Origin of the sequence: Amycolatopsis sp. WQ 127309, assembly GCF_023023025.1 — a bacterium.
In the GTDB taxonomy this organism is placed as follows: domain Bacteria; phylum Actinomycetota; class Actinomycetes; order Mycobacteriales; family Pseudonocardiaceae; genus Amycolatopsis.
The window spans coordinates 2,499,552-2,516,414 of the sequence record NZ_CP095481.1 but is presented as its reverse complement, the minus strand read 5'-3'; the positions used below and the strand labels follow the sequence as shown (position 1 = coordinate 2,516,414).

At 70.2% G+C, this 16,863-nt stretch carries 14 protein-coding genes; 8 read left to right on the top strand and 6 right to left on the bottom strand.

Annotated features, from left to right (window positions below; all coding sequences use genetic code 11):
* Position 1 precedes the first annotated feature (1 nt).
* The 4 genes from MUY22_RS11500 (at position 2) to MUY22_RS11485 (ending at position 4,900) form a co-directional block, all read left to right on the top strand.
* Positions 2 to 964, top strand: a complete 963-nt coding sequence (locus tag MUY22_RS11500) for an amino acid ABC transporter permease (protein WP_247059451.1) — start codon at positions 2 to 4, stop codon at positions 962 to 964.
* Positions 961 to 1,734, top strand: coding sequence for an amino acid ABC transporter ATP-binding protein (locus tag MUY22_RS11495; protein ID WP_247059450.1), 774 nt, complete (start codon positions 961 to 963; stop codon positions 1,732 to 1,734). Before MUY22_RS11500 ends, MUY22_RS11495 begins: the two co-directional genes overlap by 4 nt.
* A gap of 84 nt (positions 1,735 to 1,818) precedes the next feature.
* Positions 1,819 to 4,134: an oxidoreductase gene (locus MUY22_RS11490; protein ID WP_247059449.1), complete on the top strand. Its 2,316-nt coding sequence runs from the start codon at positions 1,819 to 1,821 to the stop codon at positions 4,132 to 4,134.
* Positions 4,135 to 4,432: 298 nt separating this feature from the next.
* A complete protein-coding gene (locus tag MUY22_RS11485; RefSeq protein WP_247059448.1) occupies positions 4,433 to 4,900 on the top strand; it encodes an SRPBCC family protein in 468 nt (155 codons plus the stop codon).
* Here MUY22_RS11485 and MUY22_RS11480 read toward each other — a convergent pair.
* A complete protein-coding gene (locus MUY22_RS11480) occupies positions 4,890 to 5,465 on the bottom strand; it encodes a hypothetical protein (RefSeq protein WP_247059447.1) in 576 nt (191 codons plus the stop codon). The genes MUY22_RS11485 and MUY22_RS11480 overlap by 11 nt on opposite strands.
* 177 nt (positions 5,466 to 5,642) lie before the next feature.
* On the opposite strand from MUY22_RS11480, the gene MUY22_RS11475 reads away from it, so the two are divergent.
* From MUY22_RS11475 to MUY22_RS11460, 3 genes are all read left to right on the top strand, one after another.
* Positions 5,643 to 7,460 (top strand): NHL domain-containing thioredoxin family protein, encoded by a 1,818-nt coding sequence (locus tag MUY22_RS11475; RefSeq protein ID WP_247063816.1) that lies wholly within the window; start codon positions 5,643 to 5,645, stop codon positions 7,458 to 7,460.
* A 1-nt stretch (position 7,461) separates the two neighbouring features.
* Positions 7,462 to 7,794 carry a co-chaperone GroES gene (locus MUY22_RS11470; RefSeq protein WP_247059446.1) on the top strand — a complete coding sequence of 111 codons (333 nt, stop codon included), beginning with the start codon at positions 7,462 to 7,464 and terminating at the stop codon, positions 7,792 to 7,794.
* Positions 7,795 to 9,047: 1,253 nt separating this feature from the next.
* A complete protein-coding gene (locus MUY22_RS11460) occupies positions 9,048 to 10,880 on the top strand; it encodes a VanW family protein (protein ID WP_371827668.1) in 1,833 nt (610 codons plus the stop codon).
* A gap of 4 nt (positions 10,881 to 10,884) precedes the next feature.
* Here MUY22_RS11460 and MUY22_RS11455 read toward each other — a convergent pair whose 3' ends face one another.
* Together MUY22_RS11455 and MUY22_RS11450 are read right to left on the bottom strand one after the other, a co-directional pair.
* The gene (locus MUY22_RS11455) at positions 10,885 to 11,649 is read right to left on the bottom strand and encodes a leucine-rich repeat domain-containing protein (protein WP_247059443.1); all 765 of its coding nucleotides are present in this window, start codon (positions 11,647 to 11,649) and stop codon (positions 10,885 to 10,887) included.
* Positions 11,646 to 12,491, bottom strand: a complete 846-nt coding sequence (locus tag MUY22_RS11450) for a helix-turn-helix transcriptional regulator (RefSeq protein ID WP_247059441.1) — start codon at positions 12,489 to 12,491, stop codon at positions 11,646 to 11,648. Before MUY22_RS11450 ends, MUY22_RS11455 begins: the two co-directional genes overlap by 4 nt.
* Positions 12,492 to 12,601: 110 nt before the next feature.
* Between MUY22_RS11450 and MUY22_RS11445 the strand changes: the two genes are divergently transcribed.
* Positions 12,602 to 14,005, top strand: coding sequence for an MFS transporter (locus MUY22_RS11445; RefSeq protein WP_247059439.1), 1,404 nt, complete (start codon positions 12,602 to 12,604; stop codon positions 14,003 to 14,005).
* On the opposite strand, the gene MUY22_RS11440 is transcribed toward MUY22_RS11445, so the two are convergent.
* From MUY22_RS11440 to MUY22_RS11430, 3 genes are all read right to left on the bottom strand, one after another.
* Entirely contained in the window at positions 13,995 to 14,288 is a 294-nt protein-coding gene (locus MUY22_RS11440) for a GlsB/YeaQ/YmgE family stress response membrane protein (RefSeq protein WP_247059437.1), read from the bottom strand. The two genes, MUY22_RS11445 and MUY22_RS11440, sit on opposite strands and share 11 nt — an antisense overlap.
* Before the next feature lie 159 nt (positions 14,289 to 14,447).
* Complete coding sequence (locus tag MUY22_RS11435) at positions 14,448 to 14,723, bottom strand: GlsB/YeaQ/YmgE family stress response membrane protein (RefSeq protein ID WP_247059436.1); 276 nt, start codon at positions 14,721 to 14,723, stop codon at positions 14,448 to 14,450.
* A 192-nt stretch (positions 14,724 to 14,915) separates the two neighbouring features.
* Positions 14,916 to 16,751 (bottom strand): acyl-CoA dehydrogenase, encoded by a 1,836-nt coding sequence (locus tag MUY22_RS11430; RefSeq protein ID WP_247059435.1) that lies wholly within the window; start codon positions 16,749 to 16,751, stop codon positions 14,916 to 14,918.
* Positions 16,752 to 16,863: the final 112 nt, after the last annotated feature.

Below are 16,863 nucleotides of genomic sequence, written 5' to 3'. Positions count from 1 at the left end.
CGTGTCCAGTTCCTCCGAGGCGCCCCCGACCGGGGCGCCGATCGACGCCGAGCCCATCAAGGCCGTCCCGGTGCGCCACTACGGGCGCTGGGTGGCCGGCGTGATCATCCTGTTCATCGCGTTCATCGTGCTCCGCAGCGTGATCACCAACGACGCGCTGCAGTGGCCGGTCGTCGGGGACTACCTCTTCGACGACCGGATCCTGCGCGGCCTGCAGAACACGCTGATCCTGACGGTGATCTCGATGCTGATCGGGATCGTCGGCGGCATCCTGCTGGCCGTCATGCGCCTTTCGCCCAACCCGCTGACGTCGGGCGCCGCGGCGCTCTACGTCTGGCTGTTCCGCGGGACCCCGCTGATCACGCAGCTGATCATCTGGAACTTCTTGGCGCTGGCCTACCCGCGGCTCGGGCTCGGGGTGCCGTTCGGCCCCGAGTTCGTCAGCTGGGACACCAACCAGCTGATCACGCAGTTCACCGCGTCGCTGCTCGGCCTGGGCCTCAACGAAGCCGCGTACATGGCGGAAATCGTGCGAGGCGGCATCCAGTCGGTCGACGACGGCCAGCTGGAAGCGGCGGGCGCGCTCGGCATGAGCCGCACGCGGACGTTGCGGCGGATCATCCTCCCGCAGGCCATGCGGGTGATCATCCCGCCGACCGGCAACGAGACGATCTCCATGCTGAAGACGACGTCACTGGTCGTGGTCATCGGGTACTTCGAGCTGATGGTCGCGGCGCAGACCATCTACTCGCAGAACTACAAGACCGTGCCGCTGCTGATCACGGCCGCGGCCTGGTACCTGTTCATGACGTCGGTGCTGACGCTGATCCAGATGCAGATCGAGAAACGGTTCTCGCGCGGCACTTCGCGCGGTGAGGCGAACAAGACCAGGTGGGCGGGCCGGATGCTCGGTTTCCGGTTCGGCTCCGGTGGCGCGCAGGGTGGAGCGGGGGTGTCGGGATGACCCCGGTCGTTTCCGCGCAGAAGATTCGCAAGAGCTTCGGCACCGTCGACGTCCTCAAGGGCATCGACCTCGAGGTGCAGGAGCGTGAGGTGCTCTGCCTGATCGGGCCGTCCGGCTCGGGCAAGTCGACGCTGTTGCGCTGCATCAACCACCTCGAGAAGATCGACGCCGGCCGGCTCTACGTCGACGGCGTGCTCGTCGGCTACCGGCAGCGCGGCGACAAGCTGCACGAGCTGCGCGAGAGCGAGGTCGCGTTCCAGCGCAAGGACATCGGCATGGTGTTCCAGCGGTTCAACCTCTTCCCGCACATGACCGCGCTGGAAAACGTGATGGAGGCGCCGATCCAGGTGCGCCGCGAGCCGAAGGCCCAGGTGCGGCAACGCGCGTTGGAGCTGCTGGACCGCGTCGGCCTCGGTGACAAGGCGAAGAACTACCCGGCGCAGCTGTCCGGTGGGCAGCAGCAGCGCGTCGCGATCGCCAGGGCGCTCGCGATGAAGCCGAAGCTGATGCTGTTCGACGAGCCGACGTCCGCGCTGGACCCGGAGCTCGTCGGCGACGTCCTGGGCGTGATGAAGCAGCTCGCCAAGGACGGCATGACCATGGTCGTCGTCACGCACGAGATGCAGTTCGCGCGTGAGGTGGCGGACAAGGTCCTGTTCATGGACGGCGGCGTCGTCGTCGAAGAGGGCCCGCCCGACCAGGTCATCGGGGACCCGCGGGAGGAACGGACCAAGTCGTTCCTCGCCCGCGTGCTCAACCCCAACGCCTGAGGATCTCGCGGCGGAAACGGTGTTCCGGCACCGTTTCCGCCGCGGTTTCGCTACCTTGGTGGCGGGGCGAGGGGAGATCGGGCCATGTCGACCGAAAGCGCGCTGCCGCCGTTGGACCCGTTCGCGGGGATCCCCGACAAGCGCTACGAGGTCAAGGCCTCCGAGCTGCTGAAACCCGGCAACGGCGGGTTGCTGCGCTGGCGCCGGCAGGCCACGAACGCGCCGATCGTCTACGTCGAGGACGCCTACATCACCGGGACGCTGGACCTGCGGGCCGCGGACCTGAAATACCTCTTCCGGTTCGAGCGCTGCCGGTTCGAGCAGCCGCCGGATGTGCGCGAGGCGAACCTGCTCGGCCTGGTCTTCCGCAAGTGCTGGCTGCCCGGGCTCAAGGCCCGCAACATGCGCAGCCGCAACGACGTCCGGCTGATCCGCTGCGTCGTGCAGGTCGACGGCGACGACCGCGAGATCGAGGAGACCACGGTCCAGCGCGGCGACGACCGCGAACGCGGCATGCCGAACGCCGCCGTCAACCTGACGGACGCGGTGATCGAAGGCTCGATGGTGCTGACCCGGACGGTGATCTCGCACCCGCACGGCAAGGCGATCCAGGCGGACCGGCTGGTGCTCACCGGCGCGCTGCTGGCCTACCGGATGGTCGCGAACGGCGAAGTCCGGCTCCCGGGCCTGCGGACCGGCGGTAACGTCAACTTCTCCGGCGCCACGCTGAACAACCCGGACGGCTTCGCGCTCAACGGCAACGGCCTGCACATCGGCGGCAGCCTGCTCTGCGAAGTCGACAACTACGGCCCGGCCAGCCAGCGCAAACGCTTCTCCGCCACCGGGATCATGTACCTGCCGAGCGCCACGGTGGACAGCGACATCATCCTGCGCGAGGCGAAGCTGACAGTGTCGCAGCAGGGCCCGATCGCCGTCGACGCGTGGAAGTCGAACGACCCGTACCTCGACCCCCGCCCGGCGCTGGTCGCCGACCGGCTGAACGTCGACGGCAACCTCGAGCTGTCCGACGGCCTGCAGGCGCTGGGCACGTTGCGCATGGTCAACGCGCGGATCGGCGGCTCGCTGCGGCTGGCCGGCGCCGAGATCAGCGTCGTGCGCGGCAAGACCCCGCCGTACTACGACCGGGCGCTGCACCTGGACGGCACCGAGATCGGCGGCGACATCGAGGCGACCAGCCTGCGCGTGCCGGCCGGGCAGCTGCGGCTGGCCGACGTCACCATCGGCGGCAACTTCCTGGCCTGGAACTCGATGTTCCGCCACCCCGGCCGGGACGTCTTCTCGGCGCGGCGCTCGAAGATCGCCGGCAACTTCCAGCTCACGGACGCCACGATCCACGGCACGCTGCGTCTGCAGGGCCTCGAGGTCGGCGGCAGCATCAACCTCGCGGGCACCCGGCTGACGGACCCGGGACGCCGCGCGACCAGCAGTTTCTCCCTCGACGTCCGCACCGGCCGGATCGGCCGCGACCTCCTGCTGCGCGACGACAACAGCCGCCCGTTCGTCGCCGAAGGCGGCGTCAACCTGGACGGCGCCCAGGTCGCGCGGCGCGTCGACATCCGCGGCGCCCAGCTGGGCTCGTTCCCGCCGTTCAACGTCGCCCTCGACGCCGGCGACGTCGCCGCGGACGAGTTCACGTTCACGCCGAGCAGCCCCCCGGCGGGCCGCGTGGTGCTGCGCCGCGCGCACTGCGGGACGCTGACGGACAACGAGGCGTTCTGGGCCTCGACCGAGGGCATCGAGCTGGAGGACTTCCGCTACGACGCCCTGAAGAAGGGCATCCCGCTCGACGACGACAAGTCCCTGGACCACCGCATCGAGCTGCTGCGCAAGGCCATGCGCGGCTACCGCCCGGGCCCGTACGACCAGCTCGCGCACATGCTCCGCGCGGCGGGCAACGAAGAGCACGCGTCGACGGTCGCGCTGCGCAAACAGCAGTTCCGCTACGAGGCACTTGCCCGCGGCTTCAAGTTCTTCGGCCCCGGCGTCCGGTTGTGGAGCTGGCTCCAGCGTTCGATGGTCGGCTACGGCTACCGCCCGGTCCGCGCGCTGGGCTGGCTGTTCACGCTGCTGGTGCTGGGCAGCCTGTGGTTCGGCCTGGGTACGGACGACTGCGTCGGCTGGCCGGCCACGGACCAGGCCCACCAGATCATCGCGAACGGCCCCAGGTGCGTGGTGAACCAGCAGGACACGGGCCTGCAGTGGAACCCGGTGATCTACACAGCGGACCTGCTGGTCCCGATCGTCGACTTCGGCAACAAGTCCCGCTGGTACATGCACGGAGCGGACAACTGGGTAGCGGCGGGCTTCACGGCCTCAGGCTGGATCCTGGCGACGACGGTAGCCGCGGGCGTGAGCCGGATGCTGCGCCGGGAGAACTGATTCTCGCGCTCTCTGCGGATCTCTAGAACCAGCGCGATAAAGCCCCAGAAACCCCAAGTCGCTCCTCGACACCCGCACACCCGCCAGCTGCGGCGCCCCCCTCTCGGACCCCAGACAGCCCCCACCACTCCCTGGGGGGCGTCCCACGTCCAGCGTATCGGTCACCCCCGACAGAACCGGCTTTTCCGGCCGCTGGGCGTCGAGTTGTCCACATCGCCCGAAAGTCATCCACAGGCTCTTCACCTGACCGCGGTCGGTGACATACCCTCGGTATGTCACCCTCGACGCGGAGGTCACCTTGAGTCAACCCGACGCCACCGGCCGGATCGAGGTCGGCGCGGTTCCGGAAGCCGTGTACGCACTGGTCAGCGACCCGGCGAGGCTGGCCGACGTCGCCGAGGAGTACGCCGGGCACCGATGGGTCGGCCGGGCGCGCGGGCCCGTTGTCGGCGCCCGGTTCCGCGGGCGCAACCGGCGTGGCCTGCGGCGCTGGAGCACCTTGTCCACCATCACCGACGCCGATCCGGGCCGCCGGTTCGGCTTCGAGGTGACCTCGGTCGGGTTGCCCGTCGCGCGGTGGCAGTACGACTTCGAAGCCGCCGGTGCCGGCTGCGTCGTCGTCGAAAGCATGTGGGAGCGGCGGCCGGCGTGGTTCCGCGTGCCGACGTCGACGGTCACCGGCGTCTGGAACCGGCGCGAGGCCAACACGGCGAACATCGCCGCGACCCTCGCGCGGCTCAAAACCGCCGTCGAAGCTAGTCGATGAAGCGGGACCAGAAGGGTATGTAGCGCGGGCCGTCCGGTGGGGCCGTGCAGATGCCGCCCGTACCGAACTCGCGCTGCAGGTAATCCCGCAGGTCGGAGCCGTACACGACGATGTCGGTCTGGTACACCGACAACACCGGGTAACCGGACGTGCCGGCGAGACCGGGCAGGTAGCGGTGGCCGCACACCGGCACGAGCTGCGGCACGTCGGCCAGGCGGTGCCCCGCTTCGCGGACCGCGTCCTCGGGGCCGACCGGGCGCGTGCCCCAGTCGGGCAGCCAGAAGCCGTTGTGTTCGACGTCGTACAGGACGCCGTCGACCGGCCAGGCCAAACGTTTGCGCAGCTGCTCGGGGTTGCCGCAGCGCCAATCAGGCCAGCGGTCGCCGATCGGGACGCCCGCGGCGAGGAACGTGCGGTGGTCCGCGGCGAAGCGGAAGCCGAACCGGCGCTCGACGTCGTCGAGCTCGGCCTCGCTCAGCCCGGGACGCACCGGTTCCCGGAGGTTTTCCTGCAGGTGCCGCGCCTCCTCCGGGGAGAGGGCGCCAGTCGGCTGGACGGGAGTCATGACCCAAGAGCGTAAGTGGCGCCCGACCCCGCCGCGCGTTCTTTTCTGCTCTCTTGACGTGCGGCCAGGGGTGACCCCGGTCGGGTGAGTTTGTTCTCTCATCGGCCGGACTCCGGAACAGAGCGTGAGCGCGTGTAGTTCACTCTTGCCGTGACATCTCCCCGACCGCAGGCCCGCGTGCGCGCTCCCGAGCTGCGCGGCGACGTCTGGCTGAACACCGGCGGCCGCCCGATCACCCTGGCCGAACTGCGCGGCCGCATCGTGCTGCTGGACTTCTGGACCAGCGGCTGCGTCAACTGCCTCCACGTCCTCGACGAGCTGCGCCCGCTCGAGGCCGAGTTCGCGGACGTGCTGGTCACGATCGGCGTCCACTCGCCGAAGTTCCTGCACGAGGGCGAGCGCGCGTCCATCGAGGCCGCCGTGCGCCGGTACGAGGTCCACCACCCGGTGGTCAACGACCCGAAGATGGAGCTGTGGTCGCAGTACGCGGTCCGCGCGTGGCCGACGCTGGCGGTCATCGACCCCGAGGGTTACGTCGTCCACGTCGCCGCCGGTGAAGGGCACGAAGAGGCGCTTCGCCGCGTCATCGCCGACCTCGTGAAGAAGCACGAAGCGAAGGGGACGCTTCGCCGCGGCGGCAGCCCGTACGTGCCGGTCGAGGAGCAGCAGAGCGAGCTGCGGTTCCCGAGCAAGGCCGTCGCCACCGCCGAAGGCCGCATCCTGGTCGCCGACACCGGGCACCACTCCGTCGTCGAGTTCGCTTCGGACGGCGAGACGGTCATCCGGCGCTTCGGCAGCGGAGAGCGTGGCGGGCAGGACGGGCCGTTCGACGTCGCCACGTTCACCGAGCCGTCGGGCATCGCGCTGCTGCCCTACGACGTCGCCGAGCGCGCCGGCTACCACGCCGTCGTCGCCGACACGGCCGGTCACCGGCTGCGCGGCCTCGACCTGATCACCGGCGAGGTGACCACGGTCGCCGGCACCGGCGCGCAGTGGCGCAACGGGCCGGACTCGGGCAAGGGCGTCGACGTCGAGCTGAGCAGCCCGTGGGACGTCGAGTGGTGGGGCCCGGCCGGCGGGGTCGTCGTCGCGATGGCCGGCAACCACACGCTGAGCGTGTTCGACCCGGTGTCGGGGAGCATCCACCGCTTCGCCGGGACGACCGTCGAAGGCCTCCGCGACGGCGACGTCAGCGAAGCGTTCTTCGCGCAGACGTCCGGCCTCGCCGCCGACGGCGACAAGTTGTGGCTCGTCGACGCCGAGACGTCCGCCCTGCGCTGGATCGAGCCGGCGGGCGACTCGTTCACCGTGCAGACGGCGATCGGGATCGACCTCTTCTCCTTCGGCCACACCGACGGCCCGGCCGACAAGGCGCTGCTCCAGCACCCGCTCGACCTCGCCGTGCTGCCCGGCGCGCGGATCGCGATCGCCGACACCTACAACGAAGCTGTCCGCCGTTTCGACTTCTTCACGCGTGAGGTGACGACGCTCGCCACCGGCCTCGCCGAGCCGCAGGGCCTGTTGCTGACCGACGGCCGGCTGCTGGTCGTCGAGTCCGCGGGCAACCGGATCGGCCCGGTGCCGGCGAGCGAGCCTTCGGTGGTCACCGGCGACGCGCACGCCGTGCGCCGCCCGCCGACGGTCCTCGCGCCCGGCGAGATCGACTTTTCGGTCGTCTTCACCGCGCCGCCCGGCGAGAAGCTGGACGACCGGTACGGCCCGTCGACGCGGCTGGAGATCAGCGCGTCACCGCCGGAGCTGCTGGCCGACGGCACGGGTGTCGGGACCGAGCTGACCCGCAAGATCCGGTTCGCGCCGGGGGTGACCGAGGGCGTGCTGCAGGTCGTCGCGCAGGCGGCGAGCTGTGACGACGGCGGTGCGCACCCCGCGTGCCGGATCACCCGGCAGGACTGGGGCGTCCCGGTGCGGTTCGAGGAGGGCGGGGCGAGCGAGCTGAGCTTGGTCATGGCCGGGGAGCCGCGCGACGCCGAGTAGGATGCGGACCGTGTCTGACGGGCCGAAACTCGAGATCCAGATGCTGCACGACCGGGTACTCGTGCGGCTGTCGCCGGAAGAGGGCGAGCGGCGCAGCAGCGGTGGCATCGTGATCCCCGCCACCGCGCAGGTCGCGCGCCGCCTCTCGTGGGGTGATGTACTGGGCATCGGGAACAGTGTGCGGAACGTCAATCTCGGCGACCGCGTGCTCTTCAACCCGGAGGACCAGCTCGAGGTCGAGATCCAGGGCGAGGGGCACCTGGTGATGCGCGAACGCGACATCCACGCCGTAGCGACCGAACGGACCGAACACGGCACCGGGCTCTACCTCTAGGGCCCGGCGGAGGGCAGGGCGTGGCAGACGACGAGGCGCACAACCGCGCCGACGTGCGCGAAGCACCGGACGCCGGCCAACCAAAGCCAGCCGCTGCGAGGGGTGCGACTGCCGCGGAGCCGCCTTTCGCGAACCGGGCCACTGCCGGGGAGCCACCCGCCACGAATGGGTCAGCTGCGGAGCCACCTGCCGTAAACGGGTCGGCTGCCGCGGAGCCGGGTGCTGCTTCGGACTCGCCGACGGCGGAGCCCGCGGCCGAGGTGTCGCCTGCCGAGGCACAATCCACCGCTGAATCCGACCCAGCCACGGCGCCCGGATCGGCTGACACTGAGTTGCCCCTCGCCACCGCCTCCGGGTCGTTGCGGAATGAGTCCACAGCCGGGGAGCAGCCCGCCGCCGATCCCGAGCCAGCTGCGGCGGCCGGTGCTGGAGCGCCATTTGTCGCCGACTCTGGGGTGTTGCCGGACGGGCTCGCGGGTGAGGCGCAGTTCGCCGCCGATTCCGAGTTGACCGCCGTGGACGGATCGGCCGGTGCTGAGGTGCCGCTTGTCACTGGCCCCGGGGCGCTGCGGGAACGGCCTGAGGGTGAGGCGCGGTTCGCCGCTGATTCCGAGTCGGCGGCTGCGGACGCAGTGGCCAGTTCAGCCGCCGCCGATTCCGGGGTGTTGTGGGACGGGTCAGCGGGTGAGGTGCAGTTCGCCGCCGATTCCGGGGTCGTTGTGGCGATCGGGCCGGTCGGTGCCGAGGTGCTGACCGCCGGTGACCCCGCGCTGTCGCCGGAAGTGCCTACGGTCGCGGTGCCGTCGGTCGAGCCACAGCCCGTCGAGCCACAGTCCGTCGGCGGAATCGAGAGTCCTGTGGCCAACGGGGCGGCTGCTGCGGAGGTACTGCCCGCCGCCGAGTTCGGAACGCTGCAGGAAGGGGCTGCGGTTGAAGCGGCGCCTGCCGAGGCGGGATCCGCTGCCGAGCCCGCGTTGCAGCCGGACGAGCCCGCGGCGCCGGCCACAGACGGTGCCGAATCTGTGCAGTCGCTGAAAGAACCAGTCGCTGCTGCTGAGGACGCGGCGCAGCCAGGGCCGTGGCCGGACGAGCGTGCCGCTGTCGAGGGTGCGGCGCGGTCTGGGGCGTGGCCGGTTGAGTCTGTTGGGGGTGCGGCGCCGTTTGGGGCCTGGCCCGGCGAGTCCGCTGAGGACGTGGCGCAGCCAGGGCCGTGGCCCGATGAGCGGGCTGCTGCCGCTGCTGAGACTGTGGCCATCGAGGCGGTGCCTGGTGCTGAGCCTGTCGACGATGCCGTTGTCACCACTGATCTCTTCGCTGAGGACCTGCTTGGCGAACTTCTCGAGAACCCTGCGGCACTGCCCCCACCGGAGACTCCTGCGCGCAAGCTGCGCAAGGGGGTCGCTCGCACGATGATGATCGTCGGGCTGGCGCTGGGGCTCTTCGTCATCCTCTACGCCGTCGACCTTCTCTCCAGTGCCGGTGATGTGCCGCGGGGGGTTACCGTGGCCGGGATCGGTGTCGGCGGCATGACTCATGCCGAGGCGGAAGCCAAGCTGCGCAGGGAACTCGAGCCTCGGCTTACCCGGCCGGTTGTTGTGCACGGTGGGGATGTCCAGGCCGAACTCGTTCCGGCGCGCTCGGGGCTGGGGCTCGACTGGCCCAACACCCTCGGGCTCGCCGGGCACCAGCCGCTCAGTCCGATCACCCGGATCATGTCCTTCTTCACCAGTCGCGAGGTCGGTGTCGCTACCCGGACCGATGAGAACCAGACCAGTCAGGCCGTCCGCGCGCTGGCCGACGGCAAGCTCGACCACGCCGCCACCGAGGGTGCCGTGGGGTTCATGCCGTTGCCGGGCAGCGATGGTGGCGTCACGCCCTACCCGATCCTGCCGCGCCAAGGGCAGCAGCTGACCGATCTCGCGGGCGCCGTCCACGCCGTCACCGAGCACTGGCTCGACCCGGGTGGCGTCAAGCTGACGATGGCCATCACGCCGGTGCGGGCGACCGCCGCCGGGGTGCAGGCCGCGTTCCAGCAGATCGTCGTGCCCGCCGTCGCCAAGCCGGTTGTGGTGCACGGGCAGGGCAAGGACGTGCCGCTCAAGCCGGACGCGATCGCCTCCTCGTTCCAGTTCGCGCCCGTCGAAGGCGGTGCCGTCGAGGTGCGGATCGACCAGGGCAAGCTGCAGGCCGCGCTCAAGGACGGCCTGGCGAGCACCGAGACCGACGGCAAGGACGCGCAGATCGTCTTCGCCGGCGACCAGCCGGCCGTCGACCCGTCCGAAGACGCCCGGAAGATCAACTGGGAGAAGACCTTCCTCCCGCTGATCGACGTCCTCAAGAAGACCGACGGGCGCGATCTGCCCGTCGCCTACAACGCGTCGAAGCCCGGCGTGACCACCGAAGCCGCGGGGGCGCTCGGCATCACGGAGGTCATCGGCGAGTTCACCACCGGCGGGCTCACCGGCCCGGCGGCGACGAACAACCGCACGCTGGCCGACCGCGTGTCCGGCACCATCGTCAAGCCCGGCGAGACGTTCAGCCTCGGCGGCCGCTCCGGCCCGCGCACCGCGGACAACGGCTACGTGCCCGCCCCGGCCAACGAAGACGGCACCGGTCCGACCGTCGTCGGTGGCGGCGTCTCGCAGCTGGCGTCCACTTTGTACAACGCGGGCTACCTCGCCGGCCTCGCCGACGGCGGTCACCTCGAGCACGACACCTACCTCGACCGCTACCCCGTCGGCCGCGACGCCAAGGCGATCAACGCCGACAGCAGCCCGGTCGAGCTCAAGCTGACCGACGACGCCCAGACCGGCATCGCGCTGCAGGCCGTGGTGTCCGGCGACTCCGTGACGGTCCGGATCTGGGGCACCCGGCACTACCGCGTCGAGGGCTCGACCGGCGGGCAGACGCCCGGCGACCCGCCGCCGGTGCAGTTCGGGGGCGCCACCCCGTGCCAGCCGTCGATCGGCACACCCGGCTTCAGCGTCACCGACACGCGCGTGCTCTACGACGTCGCGAGCGGCGCCGAGGTCCGCCGGACGTCGCACACCGCGACCTACGGTCCGCGTCCGACGATCCTGTGTTGAGTTGTCAGCGAAGGACCATGCAACCCGCCTCCTCGAAGTCCCGCAGCCACGACGGCTCCCGGAAGTGCTTGTTCCACCGCAGATCCAGTTTGTCCAATTTGGACAGTCCGGCCACCGACGCCGGCAGCGTCACCAGCGAGTTCTCCCGCAGGTCCAGCTGACGCAGCTCGCTCAACGCCCCGATCGACGCCGGCAGCTCGCGCAGCCGGTTGCCCCGCAGGTGCAGCTCCCGCAGGGAGCCGAGCGCGCCGATCGACTCCGGCAACGCCGCCAGTTCGTTGTGGTAGAGCCGGAGTTCGCGCAGCGACGCGAGCCCGGAGAGGTCGGGCAGCGACTCGATCCGGTTGTCCGTGCACCCGAGGTACCGCAGCTTCCCCAGACGGCCCAACGACGACGGGAACTCCGTCAGCCGGTTGTCGCTGACGTAGAGGTACTCGGTGAGCCCGGCCAGGTCGCCCAGCTCGTCCGGCAACGCCGGGAACCGGTTGTGCCCCAGGTCGAGCGTGTGCAACGACGACAACGCGGAGATCCCCGGTGGCAGCTCGGTCAACGAGTTCGTGGCCAGGTTGAGCACGCGCAACCCGGTCAGCTGCCACAGCGACAGCGGAACGACGGAGATCTCGTTCGCGTACAGGCTCAAGTGCTCCAACGCGGAACCCAGCGCCGGCACGGACGTCAGCCGGTTGCGGTCCAGGTCCAGGCGCGTGACGTCGTCCGGTACCGAGGGCACCGACGTCAGCCCCTGCCCGCTCAGATCGAGCCACGTCATGAGCCCTCCCGGCGGCGGGTCGTGGGCAGCAACGCCCAGGTGGCCGCGTCATCCGGCGTCGACACCTGGATCCGCAGGCCCGGCACCTCCGACACCGCCAGCTCGGTCAGCCGGAAGTTCAGCCGCCCGGCCCGCGGGTGGTCGAACCGCCGCAGCCGGGCCAGTGGCTCGGCGACCTCGTTGCGCGCCCACAGCTCGGCGAACTCCGGGCTCAGCGCCGAAAGCCGCCGGATGTCCTCCGCCCAGCCCGGGTCGCCGAGGTGCCGGCCGTATTCGGCCCGCATCCGCGCGATCATGTGCGGTACCTCCTCGTCGTAGTTAAGCAGGAACGCCCGCGCGTTCGGTTCGGTGACGCAGCACCAGAGCAGGTTCTTGTGCAGGCACGGCAGGCTGTGCCACTCCCAGAACAGCTCCTCGTGCGCCGCGTTCGACTCGAGGACGTCGAACCGGCCGTTGACGACCGTGGCCGGCAACGGTTCCAGCGCGCGCAGGACCTCGCACACCGCGTCCGGCACCACCTCGACCGCCGACGGCAGCCGCGAAGGGGTCAGCTCCGCCAGCCGGTAGAGGTGTTCCCGCTCGGTGTGGTCCAGCCGCAGTGTGCGCGCGACGGCGTCGAAGACCTGGGCGCTCGCGTTGATCGGCCGGCCCTGCTCCAGCCACGTGTACCAGGTGACGCCGACCCCGGCGAGCAGCGCGACCTCCTCCCGCCGCAACCCGCTCGTGCGACGGCGCGGGCCGGGCGCGAGCCCGACCTCCTCGGGGCCGATCCGCGCCCGGCACGCCTTGAGGAACCGGCCGAGTTCCTCCCGGCGGCTCACGGGGACCTGCGTCTGGGTCATGTGGGCATAGTGCCCGAGGGGTACGACAGTTTTGGAACGAAGCAGGTGCCGCCAGTACCAGCATCACCGGACTCTCGGTACCGCAGGCGAAAGAGCCGCAGGGTCAGGGCATGACACTCACCACCCCGGCTCCGGCCGTCCCGGGCCGGAGCACGCGGCCGTGGTTCATGCTCGGCGTGCTGCTGCTCGGCCAGTTCATGGCGCTGCTGGACGTCACCGTCGTGAACGTCGCCATGACCGACATCCGCACCGACCTGCACGCGTCCGGCGCCGCGCTGCAGCTCGTCGTGTCCGGTTACACCGTGGGCTACGCGATGCTGCTGATCACCGGCGCCCGGCTCGGCGAGCTGTACGGGCGACGCCGGATGTTCGTCACCGGCGTCGTCGCCTTCACGGTCTTCTCGTTGTTGTGCGGCCTGGCGCCCGGTGCGGGAACGCTGATCGTCGCCCGGATCGCCCAGGGCGCCGGCGCCGCGCTGATGATGCCGCAGGTCATCAGCGTCATCCAGGCGCAGTTCAGCGGCCCCGCGCGAGCGAAGGCGCTCAGCGCGTACACCGCGGTCATCTCGGTCGCGTTCGTCGCCGGCCAGGTGGTCGGCGGCGTGCTCGTCGGCGCGGACCTGTTCGGCGCGGGCTGGCGGCCGATCTTCCTGGTGAACGTGCCGATCGGCGTGCTCGTCGCGGTGCTGGCGGCGAAGCTGGTGCCCGGTGGCGGCACCCGGAACGGCCATCGGCTCGACTTCGCCGGGCTCGCGATCGCGGTGCCGGCCGTGGTGCTCGTCGTGCTGCCGCTGGTGCTCGGGCACGAGACCGGCTGGCCCGCCTGGACGTTCGCCTCACTGGTCGCCGGCGCCCTGCTGGCTGCGCTGTTCGTGGTCGTGGAACGCCGGGTGCGCGACCCGCTGGTGAACCTCGACGTGCTGCGGATCCGCGGCGTCGCACCGGGTCTGGCCGCGCTGGCCGCCGGCGTCGCGTCCTACGGCGGTTTCCTGTTCTGCCTGGCCCTGCACCTTCAGACCGGATTGGGTGACACGGCGTTGACGGCCGGGCTCACCATGGCACCCGGCGGCGTGGTCTTCGGCCTGTGCGGGTTCTTCTGGCACAGGCTGCCCGCGCGCGTCCACGCGGCGGTGACGCCGATCGGGTACGCCGGATCCGCCGCGGCGTACGCCTTGCTGGCGCTGAGCCTGCGCGACGGCGGCCACGGCGGCGCGCTGTTCTTCGTGGCGCTGATGCTCTTCGGGCTCTCGATGGGACCGGCGTTCGGGTCCCTGATGGCGCACTCGCTGACGCACGTCCCGCTCGCGAGCGCGGCGGACGTCAGCGGGCTGCTGACCACGACGTTGCAGCTGGGCCAGGTCGTCGGCGTCGCGACGTTCGGGAGTGCTTTCCTGACCCTGGCCGGGGGTTCGTCCGCGCACGCCATCACCACGACGATGACCGGGGCCGCCGTGCTGCTGCTCGTCGGAGCCGGGTTCGCCGTGGTGCTGGCGCGCGCGTCGGTCAGGCGTTAGTGCGGCTGCCGCCCTTGATCCGCGCGTAGATCGCCGAAGCCGCGATGACGCCGACGACAGCGGCGACGATCTGGAAGACGTGCCGGATCCAGTCGATGCCGTTCGTGTCCCGGACGCCGAACACGCCGGCGAGCCAGTTGCCGATGAACGCGGCCACGATGCCGACCACGATCGTCAGCCAGATCGGGATCTTCTGGTCGCCGGGCGCGAACAGCCGGCCCAGCACGCCCAGGATCAGGCCCACGATGATCGTCGAGATGATGCCCCAAAGTCCGCCGAGCACGGGTGCCTCCTCGGATTGCCGAATAAGAACAACCGTGACACCGCTCGGCGCGACCTGCCCGTTTGAACCCTCGATGGGGTGACACACAAAAAGATCCGGCCCGGCCCGCCCCCGACGGCGAACCGGGCCGGATCGGCCTGGTGGTGGTGCGCTGGCGCGTTACCTCGATACGCCGCGTCGGCCGTAGGCCCCGGCGGCGATGCTGACGCCGATGGCGGCGAGGACGACCTGGGTGAGGATCTCCAGCCAGTCGATCCCGTTGGTGTCGGCGTAGCCGATGCCACGCGCGATCGCCGTGCCGATGAACGCGGCGACGATACCGATCAGGATCGTCAGCCAGATCGGGATGCTCTGCTTGCCGGGTGCGACCAGTCGCCCGAGCACACCGATGATCAGACCGATGATGATGGCGCCGACGACGCTGGCGATAGTCATCGCTTCTCCTCTCAAGGGATCCGCGGTCCCGGTGTTCCGGGGTGCCGCGGCTCGATGGTCGGAGTGCCCCGGGTGGGTGACGGCGAAACACCGTGTACCGGGAATTACCCTCCTCGCCGCCGCATCGTTACTACGTCTGCCGGACACGGCGAAGGGGCCCTCCCCAGCGGGAAGGGCCCCTTCGGACGTGACTCAGAACGCGGCTTCGTCGAGCTCCATGAGCGCGTTGTCCGCGGCCTCCACGATCGCGCGACGCGCGGTCAGCTCCGGCAGCACGCTCTTCGAGAAGAACGACGCCACGGCGATCTTGCCCTCGTAGAACGGGACGTCCTTGGCGGACGCGCCCGCGTCGAGCTTGGCGATGGCGACCTCGGAGTGCTTGAGCAGCTGCCAGCCGATCAGCAGGTCGCCGACGGACATCAGCAGCCGGACCGTGTGCTGGCCGACCTTGTTGATGTTCTGCGGGTCTTCCTGCGACGCCGTCAGGTAGCCGATCAGCGAGCCCAGCATGCCCTGGGTGTCCTCGAGGGCCTGCTTGAGCAGCCCGCGCTCGTTCTTGAGCCGGCCGTTGCCCGCCTCGGACTCGATGAACTTCGTGATCTCGCCGGCGACGAAGGCCAGGGACGCGCCCTTGTCGCGGACGATCTTGCGGAAGAAGAAGTCCAGCGACTGGATCGCCGTGGTGCCTTCGTACAGCGAGTCGATCTTGGCGTCGCGGATGTACTGCTCGATCGGGTAGTCCTGCAGGAAGCCGGACCCGCCGAGGGTCTGCAGCGACTGCACGAGCTGCTCGGTGGCGCGCTCGGAGCCGACACCCTTGACGATCGGCAGCAGCAGGTCGTTGACGCCGTGCGCGACCTTCTGGTCACCTTCGCCGGTCCACAGCTGGTCCTGGAACGACGCCGTGTACAGGTACACCGCGCGCAGGCCCTCCGCGTACGCCTTCTGCAGCATCAGCGAGCGGCGGACGTCCGGGTGGTGCGTGATGGTGACGCGCGGCGCGGCCTTGTTCAGCATGTTCGGCAGGTCGGCGCCCTGGACGCGCTCCTTGGCGTACTCGAGCGCGTTGAGGTAGCCGGTGGACAGCGTGGCGATGGCCTTGGTGCCGACCATCATCCGGGCGTACTCGATGACCTGGAACATCTGCGCGATGCCGTCGTGCACCTCGCCGAGCAGCCAGCCCTTGGCCGGGGTGCCGTGCTGGCCGAAGGTCAGCTCGCACGTCGTCGAGGCCTTGATGCCCATCTTGTGCTCGACGTTCGTGACGAAGGCGCCGTTGCGCTCGCCCAGCTCGCCGGTCTTGGTGTCGAAGTGGAACTTCGGCACGAGGAACAGCGACAGGCCCTTGGTGCCGGCCTTGGTCTCGATGCCGGGACCCTCGGGGCGCGCCAGCACGAGGTGCATGATGTTTTCGCTCATGTCGTGCTCGGCGGAGGTGATGAACCGCTTCACGCCGTCGATGTGCCAGGAGCCGTCCTCCTGCTGGACGGCCTTGGTGCGGCCGGCGCCGACGTCGGAACCGGCGTCCGGCTCGGTCAGCACCATCGTGGCGCCCCAGGCCCGGTCGATCATCAGCTCGGCCCAGTGCTTCTGCTCTTCGGTGCCGTTCTTGTTCACGATCATCGCGAAGTTGGGGCCCGCGAGGTACATGAACAGCGGGGCGTTGGCGCCGAGGATCAGCTCGGACGCGGCCCACTGGACGGTCGGGGGCAGGCCGAAGCCGCCGAGGTCCTCGGTCAGGCCCAGGCGCCACCACTCGCCGTCGAGGAGCTGCTGGTAGCTCTTCTTGAACGACTCGGGGATCTTGACGCTGAAGGTCTTCGGGTCGTACACGGGCGGGTTGCGGTCCGCGTCGGCGAAGGACGCGGCCAGCGGGCCGGACGCGAGCTTGTTCAGCTCGGCCAGCACCCCGCGCGCGGTCTCCTCGTCCGACTCGGCGAGCACACCCTTGCCCAGGCGCTCCTGAACGCCGAGTACCTCGAAGAGGTTGAACTCCAGGTCTCGGACGTTGCTCTTGTAGTGGCCCATGTCGTCACTCCAATGTGTTCGGCTCCCCGGCCGGGCACACACTCGCCTTACTCGCCGGTAACTTCAGGATATTACCTGCGGGTAACTGGAGCAAGCAGATCCGCACTTCCGA

What these genes read in the sequence shown, in the direction of transcription:
- MUY22_RS11470 (WP_247059446.1), top strand. Translation starts at nt 7,462, where the DNA reads ATGCGGACCGTGTCTGACGGGCCGAAACTCGAGATCCAGATGCTGCAC.
- MUY22_RS11450 (WP_247059441.1), bottom strand. Translation starts at nt 12,491, where the DNA reads ATGACCCAGACGCAGGTCCCCGTGAGCCGCCGGGAGGAACTCGGCCGG.
- MUY22_RS11495 (WP_247059450.1), top strand. Translation starts at nt 961, where the DNA reads ATGACCCCGGTCGTTTCCGCGCAGAAGATTCGCAAGAGCTTCGGCACC.
- MUY22_RS11435 (WP_247059436.1), bottom strand. Translation starts at nt 14,723, where the DNA reads ATGACTATCGCCAGCGTCGTCGGCGCCATCATCATCGGTCTGATCATC.
- MUY22_RS11480 (WP_247059447.1), bottom strand. Translation starts at nt 5,465, where the DNA reads ATGACTCCCGTCCAGCCGACTGGCGCCCTCTCCCCGGAGGAGGCGCGG.
- MUY22_RS11490 (WP_247059449.1), top strand. Translation starts at nt 1,819, where the DNA reads ATGTCGACCGAAAGCGCGCTGCCGCCGTTGGACCCGTTCGCGGGGATC.
- MUY22_RS11430 (WP_247059435.1), bottom strand. Translation starts at nt 16,751, where the DNA reads ATGGGCCACTACAAGAGCAACGTCCGAGACCTGGAGTTCAACCTCTTC.
- MUY22_RS11445 (WP_247059439.1), top strand. Translation starts at nt 12,602, where the DNA reads ATGACACTCACCACCCCGGCTCCGGCCGTCCCGGGCCGGAGCACGCGG.
- MUY22_RS11455 (WP_247059443.1), bottom strand. Translation starts at nt 11,649, where the DNA reads ATGACGTGGCTCGATCTGAGCGGGCAGGGGCTGACGTCGGTGCCCTCG.